Raw genomic sequence first — 12,850 nt, forward strand, 5'->3', positions numbered from 1 at the left:
ATTGTTTATACCTAAAACAACATTAATAATCACCGATTAATTAATTTTATAAGCCTAATTCACTTAATAAGTCGTCTGCATCATCTACGACAACAACAGCTTCTATATCAGTAGATTTACGATTCTGTTTATTCGCACCATTTCCATGGGTTTCGATTAACGAATCTGGATCTATTTCTTCTTCCATTTCAAATTCTTTTAACTTGATAAATTCAGTCTTATCCATCGCAAACTCTAGATAAAATATATGGTTATCAGCGGTTTTGAATGACACTCTTCTTGCTACTGCTTCATCAAGATTGGTGTCAATTGATATGGTTAATTCTTTATTAATGGTCAACATTTTTGGCTGACTTTGGCTGATCGATGTTTGTAACTCTTTAGAAATCGTTTTGATGAAATTTCCGAGAATTTGATTCATCAGCTCGCCCATGACATTCGCAACATCATCAGATGTGTGCGAAAAAGCTAGCTCGGATTCAGGCATGCCCATATTGATCATGTAACGTCGATATATTTCAATTGCCGCTTCTTTAGAAAAATTGATCACCACTAAACCTGAAAAACCGCCATCAAAGATAGAAAAACAGCCAAGATCGGGTTTTAAGCATGTTCGAGAGATATTTTGCACCATACCGGCATGAGTCACTTGACTGTCGCTAGTGCTAGAAAGAACGTGAGTAACTGAGTGACATAATTTAAGTAAAATATCATCAGTGTTAACTACTTGAACAGAATCCATAACAATGTTTACCTTGTTTAACATTTCCTTCATTTTAGGCTGATAACGTTATAAATCAAAGCTAAAACAAATCATTATCAAAAATAAATAAAAAAGCCAACAACGACACGAACAAATAACTGATAAATAACAACTTTAGAGATAAAAACTAGATAGTCACCAGTTTCTTGAAGTGTATGAAATTGTATCAATTCGATATTAGATCACAAAAAATCACATCCACTGTTATTTTGATAACAATTTATGTCAAAATTTGGTTTATAAATGCGTTCCTCAAAAACAGAAAGGACGAACATGATTTCTTTTTTACGTAAGCTCACCATACTCAAGCGCTTATTTCTAATGTTAGTATTAGCCGCTATCGGAACTGTATGTTTCGCTAGCTTTTCTATCAACGAGCAATACAACAACCTGATTAGTCAAAAGCATGTTCAGATAAATGCACAAGTCTCAACGGCAACATCAATGCTTCAAGCAATTGAAACAAATCTGTCAAACTTAGATGATGAAGCGATAAAGCACCAAGCCCTCAATATTATTGATCAAATTCGCTATCTTAGTGACGAGTCTTATATCGTCATCGATCAAGACGGCAGCATTATTAGTAATCCAAAAGACACTAATACGATAGGTCGGTCTTACCAAAACATCATTGCTGCAGATGGCACTAAACCATTGATGACTCTCGTCACTCAGGCCAAACGATCCACCACAGCTGAACTCGAATACCAGGATAAAGAAGGCTACTCTTCTAACGTTGTTACCATGCTGGCCGGAGCAAATTATTATCCCCAGTGGGGCTGGACAATCGTTGCGCAAACCAGTGCGACTGATGTTAACGACAGCATGGGAGGAGTTTTGATCAATTACCTCATTATCATGATGTTAATTTCAATACCTATTTTCTTATTTTTTCTAGTCCTAAACGTCTCTATTAGTTCACCAATTAATGCCGCCATTGTTGCAATGGAAGATATAGCAAAAGGTGAAGGCGATTTATCTAAACGTTTAGATAATAGTGGAAATGATGAAGTGGCTAAAATGGCCGATGCGTTTAATGCCTTTGTTTTGAAGATTTCTACCATGGTATCTAACTTAAAACCCCTTGGTACAGAACTTGATACAGACGCACAATTATTATTAGTCGCCGTTGAAGAGTCTAATCAAAGCGCTGAACTTATTCATAGTGAAACACAAAGCGTTGCTACAGCCGTCAATCAAATGTTGGCAACAACCAATGATATGGCACAAAACACCAATAAAGCCGCTGATGGTGCTAACAATGTGAAATCACAAGCTGAGCAATCACATCAGTTTATGCAGCAAACAGTGCATGAAACAGATTTATTGGTGGCAGAGCTTAAAAAAGCCGAAGGGGTCACTCACGAACTCGGTAAGTCTTCTATTGAAATTAGCAGTATTCTGGACACCATAGGTGCGATTTCTGAACAAACCAATCTACTAGCATTAAATGCAGCGATTGAAGCTGCCAGAGCCGGCGAGCATGGTCGCGGTTTCGCTGTTGTTGCCGATGAGGTACGCGCTTTAGCGACGCGGACGCAATCTTCCACTAATGAAATCAATACCATTATCACTCAAATCCATAATGGTGTTGAACAAGTCATTAAAAGTAATACCAATACTCAAAAACAATCAGAGCAATTGCAAACAAAGGCAATTCAATCACAAGAAGCCATGACTGAAATTCTTCAAGTTATCGACAGTATCAGTGATATGAATACCCAACTAGCCAGCGCAACGGAAGAGCAATCACAAGTAACCGAAGAGATTAATCGTAATATCACCACGATTTCCGAGTTGACTGAAATTGCGGTACGCTCAAATGAAACCAACGCGGATGCAGCTCAATCGTTGCAGACAATCAGTCAAGATGTGACCCAAACATTGAGTCAGTTTAAAACCTAATCAATATTGTTGTTATTCACTGCAAGAAACGTAAACCCGCTATTCCCATAGGCGGGTTTACGGTATTATCCTTAGTATTACTAATGATAAGAGCCCACCCTAGATGTCCGAAAAAGCCTTTTTTGATAAAACCGTTACCATCATCGCTCCCCATGGAATACATACTCGTCCAGCCGCATTATTAGTTAAAGCTGCAAAAACCTTTGACTGTGACGTCATAGTCGAATGTAATGGTAAACAAGCAAGCGCCAAAAGTTTATTCAAATTACAAACCTTAGGTTTATATCAAGGTCAATCTGTTAAGGTGTTTGCTGAAGGAGAACAAGCAGAGCAAGCTGTTAACACTGTGTCTGAGCTTCTCATCACATTAAGCTAACAGCCAGCCTTTGGTTTTAAGGTGAAAGGCTGAGAATAACAGGAAGAAATATGGCCGTTACAGGTATTGTCGTTTCACCCGGAATTGCTTTTGGTCAAGCTGTTCATATTAGCCTGCATCACCAAAAGGTCGATTACCGACTATTACCTGTTGCCCAAATTGCCAACGAATGTGAAAAAGCCATCAAAGCCACGGCATTTCTTACTAGCCATTTACAAAACTGCCAATCAAAAATAGCTGCCGATAGCGAACATTTTCATCTAATTGATGCTGATATCATGCTATTGGAAGATGAAGATCTAGCTGACGAGTTAAAAAAGTACATCACCCGTTTTCGATTTTCAGCTGAAGTGTCTATCGAGCGCGTATTTGCTCAACATGCTGATGAGCTTGCGCAATTAGATGACCCCTATATGGCCAATCGTAGCAATGATGTGATTTGTTTAGGCAAACGGCTCATGTCAGCGGTCAATGGAACCTTGCTTTGGGATGTCTCTAAGCTGGATGAAAATTCGATTTTATTAGCAGAAGATCTTACCCCCGCTGAATTTGCCACAATTCCTTTAAATAAAATAAAAGGAATTGTACTCAAAACCGGTGGTTTAACCAGTCATACGGCGATTTTAGCAAAGGCAGCAGGAATTCCTGCGTTATTAAGCTGTCAGTTCGATAGTAATGACATCAATGATGGTACTGCGCTAATTATCGATGCTATTACTGGTGAGTTACATATCAACCCAAATGAATTCACCCAACAACAACTTCAGCAAAAATCGCAACAAGAAATCGAAAGACGCCAAGCATTAAAGCAGTACATCGATGTTCCCAGCATCACTATCGATGGCCACTCGGTTTGCCTATTAGCCAATGTTAGTAGTCTAAGTGACGTCTGCCAAATTCAAGATATTGGTGCTGCAGGGATCGGTTTATTTCGTACTGAATTCTTATTAATGCAAGTCGATTCAGTGCCTAATGAAAAACAACAATTTCAACTTTATTGCGATGCGCTACACAGCCTTAATGGTAAAGTACTTACGATTAGAACGTTTGATATCGGCGCAGATAAAGAAATCCCCTGCTTAAGCCAAAATTACGAAGATAACCCCGCACTAGGTGTGCGCGGCATTCGTTATAGTTTGCAGCACAAAACCTTATTTTCGACTCAGATTAAAGCCATTTTACGGGCGGCTAACCACGGTAGAATACGTTTATTGTTTCCGATGGTGAATCAAATTGAAGAGCTTGAGCAAATATTTGAGATTATCGATTGGTGCAAACAGCAATTAGTTGACGAAGAAAAAGGCTTTGGCGACATCAATATCGGCATCATGGTCGAAACCCCTGCGGCCGTATTAAACTTGCCACATTTATTACCTAAACTGGACTTTATTAGTATTGGTAGCAACGACTTAACTCAATACACTCTTGCTGCCGACAGGGGCAATCCTGAACTAGTAAAAGACTATCCACCGGTATCACCAGCTATGATTAAGTTTATAAAAATGGCCGTGGATGAGTGTAAAGCTCACCAAACTAAAGTATGCCTTTGTGGTGAATTAGCCAGTGATCCGAAATTGATTAGCTTGTTAGTCGGTCTTGGTATTGACGAGCTGAGTGTCAATAGCGCGAGCTTATTAGATGTTAAGGCAGCCATTTGTAATGGCAAATTTGAAATGTTTGCCCAGCAAGCCAAAAAAGCACTCACACTGAGCCATATTGATAAATTAACAGAGTTGCTGAGTTAATTGTTATTCATATGCACTATAAATAAGCACCATACATAATTAATTCTCGTTTAATTTGTTTATAACAATACCGATTAACGAAAAAATAATTTACTATAAAATCATAATAACATTATAAAAAGAGGCTATATCTCATGGGATTTTTAAGCCGTATTCGCCGGTTAATTTCGGGGCAACCTCCCCTTACAGGTGGTATTGAAGTTTTTGCCCCTATTTCTGGCGACCTAGTTGAAATTGAACAAGTACCCGATGTGGTATTTGCTGAAAAAATAGTGGGTGATGGCCTTGCTATCAATCCGACAGGTAAATATATACTTGCACCAATCGATGGCACTATTGGAAAAATATTTGAGACTAATCATGCATTTAGCATTGAGTCTCCTCAAGGGTTAGAACTGTTTGTTCACTTCGGTGTTGGCACAGTTGAACTACGCGGTAACGGTTTCAAGCGATTGGCAGAAGAAGGTCAACAGGTAAAAGTTGGCGATCCTATTCTTGAATTTGATTTGGATTATTTAACTGATCAAGTTGAAAGCCTGCTAACCCCTGTAGTACTTGCTAACATGGAAGATGTGCAATATTTGAAGAAAGCCCAAGGCGCTGTTACTGCCGGAAAAGACGTTATTTTTACGGTTGAAATGTAACTGGCATCTTGATTTAAATCGATAAAACCTTTTATTCAAGTGGTGTTTAACATCTAAGCATCACGCATCATATTCAGGGAAAATAAAGAACAATGAGCAGTAGTGTTATTTTTGGAATAAAGAATTGCGACACAGTTCGTAAAGCGCGCAAATGGTTAGAAGCAGAGAATCAGCCTTTTAGCTTTCATGATTTCAGAGAGCAAGGTATCAGCGCTGAAACTATTACCCAATGGACTGAACTTGCTGACTGGGAATTACTCTTTAATAAACGCAGTACCAGCTTTCGTGCCTTATCTGATGAGCAAAAAACTGACATCGATAAACAAAAAGCGATTGCACTGATGGCGGAGCACCCTACTTTGATTAAGCGCCCTGTGTTAATCCAAAATAATAAAATACTTATCGGCTTCAAAGCTGCAGATTATCAAGCGTGGTTTAAATAATGACTCAAGATGTACTAGCACTCACCAAAGACTTGATTTCACGTCCATCAGTAACACCACTTGATGAAGGTTGTCAGACATTAATGGCTGGCCGCCTCAAAGAAGCAGGCTTTAATATTGAACCTATGGTATTTGAAGACACCACCAATATGTGGGCAAGACGTGGCACTAAATCACCAGTGTTTTGTTTTGCTGGCCACACCGATGTTGTCCCAACAGGCGATTTAAATAAATGGCATACCCCGCCTTTTGAACCAACAGTGATCGATGATTACATCCATGGCCGCGGCGCTGCTGATATGAAAGGTTCTTTAGCGGCAATGATTGTTGCAACAGAGCGCTTTGTCGCAAAACATCCTGACCACAATGGCTCGATTGCATTTTTAATTACCAGCGACGAGGAAGGCCCATTCATTAATGGTACCACTCGGGTTATTGATACCCTCGAAGCGCGCAATGAAAAAATTACCTGGTCATTAGTTGGCGAACCATCATCGACCCACAAACTCGGTGATATCGTTAAAAATGGTCGCCGTGGCAGTCTGACCGGTAATCTAACGGTTAATGGTATTCAAGGCCATGTAGCCTATCCACATTTAGCTGACAATCCAATTCACAAAGCGTCTCCTGCATTATCAGAACTTGCTCAGATGCATTGGGATAATGGCAACGAATTTTTCCCACCGACCAGTTTTCAAATTGCTAATATTAATGGTGGCACGGGTGCATCCAATGTTATCCCTGGTGACTTACAAGTGATGTTTAACTTCCGCTACTCTACTGAAGTCACCGCTGATGAACTGATTAAACGCGTACTCAATATATTAGATGCCCATGGTTTAGATTATGATATCAACTGGGTATACAATGGCTTACCTTTCCTTACTGGTGACGGACCATTACTTGAGGCGACTAAAGCTGCCATTTTAGACGTAACAGGTTATGAAACAGACCCACAAACCACTGGCGGCACTTCAGATGGCCGCTTTATTGCGCCCACTGGTGCACAAGTGATCGAGCTAGGTCCAGTTAATGCCACTATTCACAAAGTGAATGAGTGCGTTAAAATCTCAGACTTAGAAGTATTAGCCTTGTGTTATGAATCTATATTGGAAAAGCTGTTGTGCTAAACACCAATATTGATAATCCAGCCCTATATGGGCTGGTTCAAACACATTTAGTCAATATTCAAGGTTATTCCCTAACCGTAAAAACCGCTGCTGCATTTAACCAAATGCAGCAACAAGCCGCTATTGAAAATATTGATATCCAAATTTGCTCAGCACATCGCACATTTGAAAAGCAATGCTCTATTTGGAATGCAAAAGCACAAGGTAAACGCGTTCTTCTCGACCTTCAAAATCACGCCATTGATATTGAAAGCTTAAGTGACAATGAGATAGTCGATGCCATCTTATGTTGGTCTGCACTGCCAGGGGCTTCTCGTCATCATTGGGGAACTGATATTGATGTGTTTGATGCAAATCAAATAAATCAGCAACAACTCAAATTAATCAGTGATGAATATTTAACGGATGGTCCTTGTGGTGCCTTATCATCTTGGCTGCAACTCAATGCTCATAAGTTTAGTTTCTACCTTCCTTATCAAGTAGACCAAAGTGGCGTAAGCCCAGAGCCATGGCATTTAAGCTATTATCCGGAGTCAAAACAGTTTTTAACGCAATATGATCCAAAAAACCTTAAACTGCTATTGTCTAATTCAAATATCTCATTAAAATCAGCGCTGATAAATCGCTTAGATGAATTAGTCGAACGATACGTCTACTTTATTGCAGACTACCCTATTGCTGACTAACCTCGATAATTCATTATTGTAGATTTTTAAGCCTATTTGATTAAATCCGCGACCTTTGACATCACCACACTGAACTGAGACCTACCATGCCTTATCAAACCCAATCTTTTGCAATCAATGAACAATCATTACACTTTATTGATCAAGGCCAAGGTCCTGCATTATTTTTCATCCATGGCTTTTTAGGTGACAGTCAGCAATGGCAAGCCCAAATTGCAGAGTTAAGTCAATCTCATCGTTGTATCGCAGTCGATTTGTGGGCTCATGGACAATCATCAGCTATGCCATCTGGCACCACCTCATTAGTCACAATTACGCAGCATTGCCTATCATTACTCACGTATTTGAATATTGATCAATGTGCAGTCATTGGTAATGGCACAGGTGGGGCTATTGCTGCAGAAATGGTTATCGCACAACCAAAAACAGTCTCGAAACTAGTTATCGCTAATAGTTTTATTGGTTTTGAGCCTCAGGTAAACAGTGCTAAATATCAAAGCTGGGTAGATAAAGTCGCTGCAGATAAGCAATGTAATGACGAACTCGCCACAACCATTACTAATATGTTTTTTACCGACATCAGCGAGTCTAACGAATTTGCGATTAAATTTAAGCAAACGTTAATGGGTTTACAGGAACAACAGATTGCGCAATTAACTTTGTTTGCACCATTAGTCTTTTATAAACGTGACACATTAGAATTAGTAGAACAATTTACCTTGCCGTGTCTGATTATCATTGGCGCACAAAATAAGCTTAGAACACCGCTTGAGGCCTATTTGATGCACGATTGCATTAGCGGCAGCAGACAAGTTCAAATGAGTAATGCTGGCCATATGGGTAATCAAGAGCAAGCAGATGAATTCACCCAATTATTAACTTCTTTTCTATAAAAACCATATTGGATGACTTAATTACAACATAAGATTAATCCCTGTCTAAAGTTGTGATTAATGATGATTTTTCATCATGTTGAATGGATAGACCAGAGCATTTCAAAATGCTGATATACTGAATAAAATTTTGAAACAGCGCCAGTTACTTTACGCAGTGGCTGTGGTTTTTTTCGCAAACTCAATGACGGTTACAAAGCACAAATGAAATTACTGAAACCTCTTTTTGACAATAATCGCCGCTGGGCAGAACGCATTAATAAAGAACATCCTGAATTTTTCGAACAATTAGCACAACAACAAAACCCGGAATATTTATGGATTGGTTGCTCTGACAGCCGCGTACCTTCAAATCAAATAATTGATTTAATGCCAGGTGAAGTATTTGTTCATCGTAATATCGCCAATATGGTGATCCACACCGATTTAAATTGTTTATCGGTTATTCAATATGCTGTTGAAGTATTGAAAGTTAAACACATCATGGTTGTTGGTCATTATGGTTGTGGCGGTGTAAAAGCTGCGATGAGCACCGAACGCTTAGGTCTAATAGATAATTGGCTTGGCCATATTCGTGATATTTACCGAATTCATAATAAAGATTTAAACTTGTTAACTGAGCAAGAACGTTTTAATCGCCTATGTGAATTAAACGTCATGGAACAAGTGGCTAATGTCACCAGTACCTCGATTGTTCAGGATGCCTGGGACAGAGGCCAAGAAATTGCCATTCATGGTTGGATTTACGGCATCAATAATGGCTTATTGACCGACTTAGATGTCACCGTAAGTAGCGAACATGCGAATAATGCCAGCTAAGTAACGCTTCTCTTTCAGTGAAAGATAACTATTTTGCACAACAAAGCCCACTTAATCGGTGGGCTTTGTTGTTTTTCGCTATTATTAGTAATTAATTTGACGAGTTTGAAGCCTATCGAGATTTCAAACACCGTTTTTGGCCTAGCGATGGGCTGTATTGTCATAAATTTAATGCAATTGAATGACTAACACAGTTATAATCTGCGGGTTTATTTAGCGCGACCTCGCGCACTGCATTTTTTAGGAGAGAATTTCCATGCCAGGTTTTGAATTATTTGGACCAGAGGAAAAACAAGAAGTCGCTGATGTGATGGAAAACGGTTTTACCTTCCGCTATAACTTCGATCATATGCGTAATGATCGTTGGAAAACCCGTGAAATGGAAGCGCTACTTTGCGAAAAGATGAATGCTAAACATGCACATTTAGTTTCTAGCGGCACAGCAGCATTGCAAACAGCAATGGCAGCTGCAGGTATTGGCGCTGGTGATGAAGTTATCGTACCTCCATTTACGTTTGTTGCTTCCGTAGAAGCCGTATTCATGGCGGGTGCAGTCCCTATCTTTGCTGAAATTGATGAAACATTATGTTTATCACCTGAAGGCATCGAAGCGGCAATCACTCCACGCACTAAGGCAATTAACTTAGTTCATATGTGTGGTTCTATGGCTAAAATGGATGAAATTTTAGCCGTATGTAAAAAGCACAACCTTGTGATCCTTGAAGATGCATGTCAAGCAATTGGTGGCAGCTACAAAGGTAAAGCACTGGGGACTATCGGTGACGTTGGTTGTTATTCATTTGACTCAGTTAAAACCATCACTTGTGGTGAAGGTGGCGCTGTAATCACAAACAATGAGACGATTTATAATCACGCTCATATGTTCTCAGATCATGGTCATGACCACGTAGGTAACGATCGCGGCGCTGAAGGCCACCCTATTATGGGCCTTAACTTCCGTATTTCAGAAATGAACTCAGCGATGGGTTTAGCTCAACTGCGTAAATTAGATAAAATCATCGATATTCAGCGTACCAATAAAAAACTGATAAAAGATGCGATGCAATCAATTCCAGAATTAACCTTCCGTGAAATTCCAGATCCTGAAGGTGATTCAGCAGGTTTCCTAACCTTCTTAATGCCGACTGAAGAACGCACAATCGAAATCAATAAAAAGTTGGCTGAAAATGGCGTTGATGGTTGTTTCTACTGGTATATCAACAACTGGCATTACCTAAACAACTGGAAACATATCCAAGAGCTTAAGTCTCCAGCTGCACTGCCGATCACATTAATCAAAGATCGTCCAGATTACACTAAGGTTCAAACGCCTAAGTCTGATGCCATCATGAGCCGTACTATCTCTATGTTAATTAAACTGTCTTGGACAGAAGAAGAGATTGCACAGCGTATTGAAAACATCAAACGTGCTTTTGCTTAAATCAAATTAGTCTTTCTATTGCGCCAGCCTTTGAGACTGCATTTTTAGTGCTTATCGAAGATAACTCGGCGCGATAGTACTTCTTACAGTACTAATCTCAACGGAGAATGTTGTAATGAGTTTTAAAAATTTCAAATGCGTTCCAAAAATGATTTTCGGACGTGGTTCATTTGCCCAACTTGATGTTGTACTAAACGAAGAACGTAAAGTTGAAAATGATTTTGTGGTATTTCTAGTTGATGATGTTCATCAAGAAAAACCGTTAGCAGGTCGAGTACCCGCTAAGAATCACGATTTAGTCATTTATGTCAACGTTGATGACGAGCCAACAACAAAACAAGTTGATGCGCTGACTGAACAAGTTCAAGCTTTCAATACAAAGTTACCAGTAAGTGTTATTGGTCTTGGTGGTGGTTCAACATTAGATTTAGCAAAAGCGGTTTCACTAATGCTAACTAATGAAGGCGGCAGTGCTAAGTATCAAGGTTGGGATTTAATTAACAATCCTGCAATTCATCACATCGGTATTCCTACTGTTTCTGGTACGGGTGCAGAAGCATCACGTACAGCAGTGCTTTGTGGTCCAGTACGTAAACTTGGTCTAAACTCAGATTACACTGTATTTGATCAGATCATAATGGACTCTGAACTCATCGCTGGTGTACCTACAGATCAGTGGTTCTACACTGGTATGGATTGTTATATCCATTGTGTTGAGTCTCTGCAAGGCACCTACCTAAACGAATTTGCTAAGGCCTTCGCTGAAAAGTCGATGGATTTATGTCGTGAAGTGTTTGTCGATAACCATGAAGAAAAAGATGACAAGCTAATGATGGCATCGTACATGGGCGGTATGAGTATCGCTTATAGCCAAGTTGGCGCATGTCATGCTGTATCTTATGGTTTAGGTTATGTTCTAGGCTATCACCACGGTATCGGTAACTGTTTAGCATTTGATGTGCTTGAAGAGTTCTACCCTGAAGGTGTTGCAGAGTTCCGTACAATGATGAAAACACATAACATCGTTTTACCTAAGAATATCTGTAAAGATTTACCCGACGAAACTATTGCTAAAATGGTTGCCGTTACTAAGAGCATGGGCCCACTTTGGGACAATGTTTACGGTGAAGGCTGGGAAGAGAAAGTCACCGATGAAATGCTGACTAACTTATTCCGTCGTATATAATAAAGCTCAAAGCTAAATTAAGGGCTCATTAGAGCCCTTTTGTTTTTCGTTTTAGATAAGTAGGTTATTAATGAAAGTTACTCTTTTAATCCCAGCCAGATATGGTTCAAGCCGTTTTCCTGGAAAACCACTCGCGCCAATTAATGGTAAGCCAATGATCCAGCATGTTTTTGAACGTGCATCATTAGCGAAAGGATTAGATAATATATACGTCGCAACCGATGATGATCGTATTAAAGACGCTGTAGAATCTTTTGGTGGCCAAGTCGTTATGACCAGCCCTGATGCGGCATCTGGTACAGACCGAATCAACGATGCGATTAGTCAACTTGGACTGGCTGATGATGATTTAGTCATCAACTTACAAGGTGACCAACCTCTTATTGATCCAATTTCAATTGAACAAATTATTAGCTTATTTAAACGTCACCCTGGTGAGTTTGAAATGGCGACTCTAGGTTTTGAAATCATCGATAAACAAGAAATCGATGACCCGTTGCACGTAAAAATGGTCTTTGATAACGAGTTTAATGCATTATACTTTTCTCGTTCACGCATTCCTTTTGGCCGTGATACTGATGATTACCCAGTATATAAACATCTTGGTGTTTATGCTTATACTCGCAAGTTTGTTAATGCCTTCGCTAAACTACCATTAGGTCGTTTAGAGGACTTGGAAAAGCTAGAACAACTGCGTGCGCTTGAATACGGACATAAAATTAAAGTCGCTATTAGTGCCTTTGATTCGCCTGAAGTTGATACACCAGATGATATCCGTAAATGTGAACAACGTTTAGCTGTCGATTAATCTGCGGTTAC

The 12,850-nt window shown here is 39.6% G+C and carries 13 protein-coding genes; 12 read left to right on the forward strand and 1 reads right to left on the reverse strand.

Features of this window, described 5'->3' with window-relative positions:
• Positions 1 to 46 precede the first annotated feature (46 nt).
• Positions 47 to 742 carry a DUF3334 family protein gene (locus FPK91_RS04155; RefSeq protein WP_144208389.1) on the reverse strand — a complete coding sequence of 232 codons (696 nt, stop codon included), beginning with the start codon at positions 740 to 742 and terminating at the stop codon, positions 47 to 49.
• A 294-nt stretch (positions 743 to 1,036) separates the two neighbouring features.
• Here FPK91_RS04155 and FPK91_RS04160 point away from each other — a divergent pair, with 294 nt between their 5' ends.
• The 12 genes from FPK91_RS04160 (at position 1,037) to kdsB (ending at position 12,839) form a co-directional block, all read left to right on the forward strand.
• Positions 1,037 to 2,668: a methyl-accepting chemotaxis protein gene (locus FPK91_RS04160; protein WP_144208392.1), complete on the forward strand. Its 1,632-nt coding sequence runs from the start codon at positions 1,037 to 1,039 to the stop codon at positions 2,666 to 2,668.
• 103 nt (positions 2,669 to 2,771) lie between these two features.
• Positions 2,772 to 3,044: an HPr family phosphocarrier protein gene (locus FPK91_RS04165; protein ID WP_144208395.1), complete on the forward strand. Its 273-nt coding sequence runs from the start codon at positions 2,772 to 2,774 to the stop codon at positions 3,042 to 3,044.
• A gap of 50 nt (positions 3,045 to 3,094) precedes the next feature.
• A complete protein-coding gene (gene ptsP, locus FPK91_RS04170) occupies positions 3,095 to 4,789 on the forward strand; it encodes a phosphoenolpyruvate--protein phosphotransferase (RefSeq protein ID WP_144208398.1) in 1,695 nt (564 codons plus the stop codon).
• 134 nt (positions 4,790 to 4,923) lie between these two features.
• Entirely contained in the window at positions 4,924 to 5,433 is a 510-nt protein-coding gene (crr, locus tag FPK91_RS04175) for a PTS glucose transporter subunit IIA (RefSeq protein WP_144208402.1), read from the forward strand.
• A 92-nt stretch (positions 5,434 to 5,525) separates the two neighbouring features.
• Positions 5,526 to 5,876 (forward strand): arsenate reductase, encoded by a 351-nt coding sequence (locus FPK91_RS04180; RefSeq protein WP_144208405.1) that lies wholly within the window; start codon positions 5,526 to 5,528, stop codon positions 5,874 to 5,876.
• On the forward strand, positions 5,876 to 7,006 hold the full coding sequence (gene dapE, locus FPK91_RS04185) for a succinyl-diaminopimelate desuccinylase (RefSeq protein ID WP_144208408.1): 1,131 nt from the start codon (positions 5,876 to 5,878) through the stop codon (positions 7,004 to 7,006). Before FPK91_RS04180 ends, dapE begins: the two co-directional genes overlap by 1 nt.
• Complete coding sequence (locus FPK91_RS04190; RefSeq protein ID WP_144208411.1) at positions 7,000 to 7,692, forward strand: M15 family metallopeptidase; 693 nt, start codon at positions 7,000 to 7,002, stop codon at positions 7,690 to 7,692. The genes dapE and FPK91_RS04190 overlap by 7 nt, the downstream gene beginning before the upstream one ends.
• 86 nt (positions 7,693 to 7,778) lie before the next feature.
• Positions 7,779 to 8,585: an alpha/beta fold hydrolase gene (locus FPK91_RS04195; protein ID WP_144208414.1), complete on the forward strand. Its 807-nt coding sequence runs from the start codon at positions 7,779 to 7,781 to the stop codon at positions 8,583 to 8,585.
• Positions 8,586 to 8,789: 204 nt separating this feature from the next.
• Positions 8,790 to 9,404: a carbonate dehydratase gene (can, locus tag FPK91_RS04200; protein WP_144208417.1), complete on the forward strand. Its 615-nt coding sequence runs from the start codon at positions 8,790 to 8,792 to the stop codon at positions 9,402 to 9,404.
• Positions 9,405 to 9,660: 256 nt separating this feature from the next.
• Positions 9,661 to 10,845, forward strand: a complete 1,185-nt coding sequence (gene kdnA / locus FPK91_RS04205) for an 8-amino-3,8-dideoxy-alpha-D-manno-octulosonate transaminase KdnA (protein ID WP_144208420.1) — start codon at positions 9,661 to 9,663, stop codon at positions 10,843 to 10,845.
• 115 nt (positions 10,846 to 10,960) lie between these two features.
• Positions 10,961 to 12,031, forward strand: a complete 1,071-nt coding sequence (gene kdnB, locus FPK91_RS04210; RefSeq protein ID WP_144208423.1) for a 3-deoxy-alpha-D-manno-octulosonate 8-oxidase KdnB — start codon at positions 10,961 to 10,963, stop codon at positions 12,029 to 12,031.
• Positions 12,032 to 12,101: 70 nt separating this feature from the next.
• A complete protein-coding gene (gene kdsB / locus FPK91_RS04215; RefSeq protein ID WP_144208426.1) occupies positions 12,102 to 12,839 on the forward strand; it encodes an 8-amino-3,8-dideoxy-manno-octulosonate cytidylyltransferase KdsB in 738 nt (245 codons plus the stop codon).
• Positions 12,840 to 12,850: the final 11 nt, after the last annotated feature.

Source organism: Shewanella donghaensis (assembly GCF_007567505.1).
Classification (GTDB): domain Bacteria; phylum Pseudomonadota; class Gammaproteobacteria; order Enterobacterales; family Shewanellaceae; genus Shewanella; species Shewanella donghaensis.

Coding starts and splice junctions, on each gene's coding strand:
- FPK91_RS04155 (WP_144208389.1), bottom strand. CDS start 742: ATGGATTCTGTTCAAGTAGTTAACACTGATGATATTTTACTTAAATTA.
- FPK91_RS04160 (WP_144208392.1), top strand. CDS start 1,037: ATGATTTCTTTTTTACGTAAGCTCACCATACTCAAGCGCTTATTTCTA.
- FPK91_RS04165 (WP_144208395.1), top strand. CDS start 2,772: ATGTCCGAAAAAGCCTTTTTTGATAAAACCGTTACCATCATCGCTCCC.
- ptsP (WP_144208398.1), top strand. CDS start 3,095: ATGGCCGTTACAGGTATTGTCGTTTCACCCGGAATTGCTTTTGGTCAA.
- crr (WP_144208402.1), top strand. CDS start 4,924: ATGGGATTTTTAAGCCGTATTCGCCGGTTAATTTCGGGGCAACCTCCC.
- FPK91_RS04180 (WP_144208405.1), top strand. CDS start 5,526: ATGAGCAGTAGTGTTATTTTTGGAATAAAGAATTGCGACACAGTTCGT.
- dapE (WP_144208408.1), top strand. CDS start 5,876: ATGACTCAAGATGTACTAGCACTCACCAAAGACTTGATTTCACGTCCA.
- FPK91_RS04195 (WP_144208414.1), top strand. CDS start 7,779: ATGCCTTATCAAACCCAATCTTTTGCAATCAATGAACAATCATTACAC.
- can (WP_144208417.1), top strand. CDS start 8,790: ATGAAATTACTGAAACCTCTTTTTGACAATAATCGCCGCTGGGCAGAA.
- kdnA (WP_144208420.1), top strand. CDS start 9,661: ATGCCAGGTTTTGAATTATTTGGACCAGAGGAAAAACAAGAAGTCGCT.
- kdnB (WP_144208423.1), top strand. CDS start 10,961: ATGAGTTTTAAAAATTTCAAATGCGTTCCAAAAATGATTTTCGGACGT.
- kdsB (WP_144208426.1), top strand. CDS start 12,102: ATGAAAGTTACTCTTTTAATCCCAGCCAGATATGGTTCAAGCCGTTTT.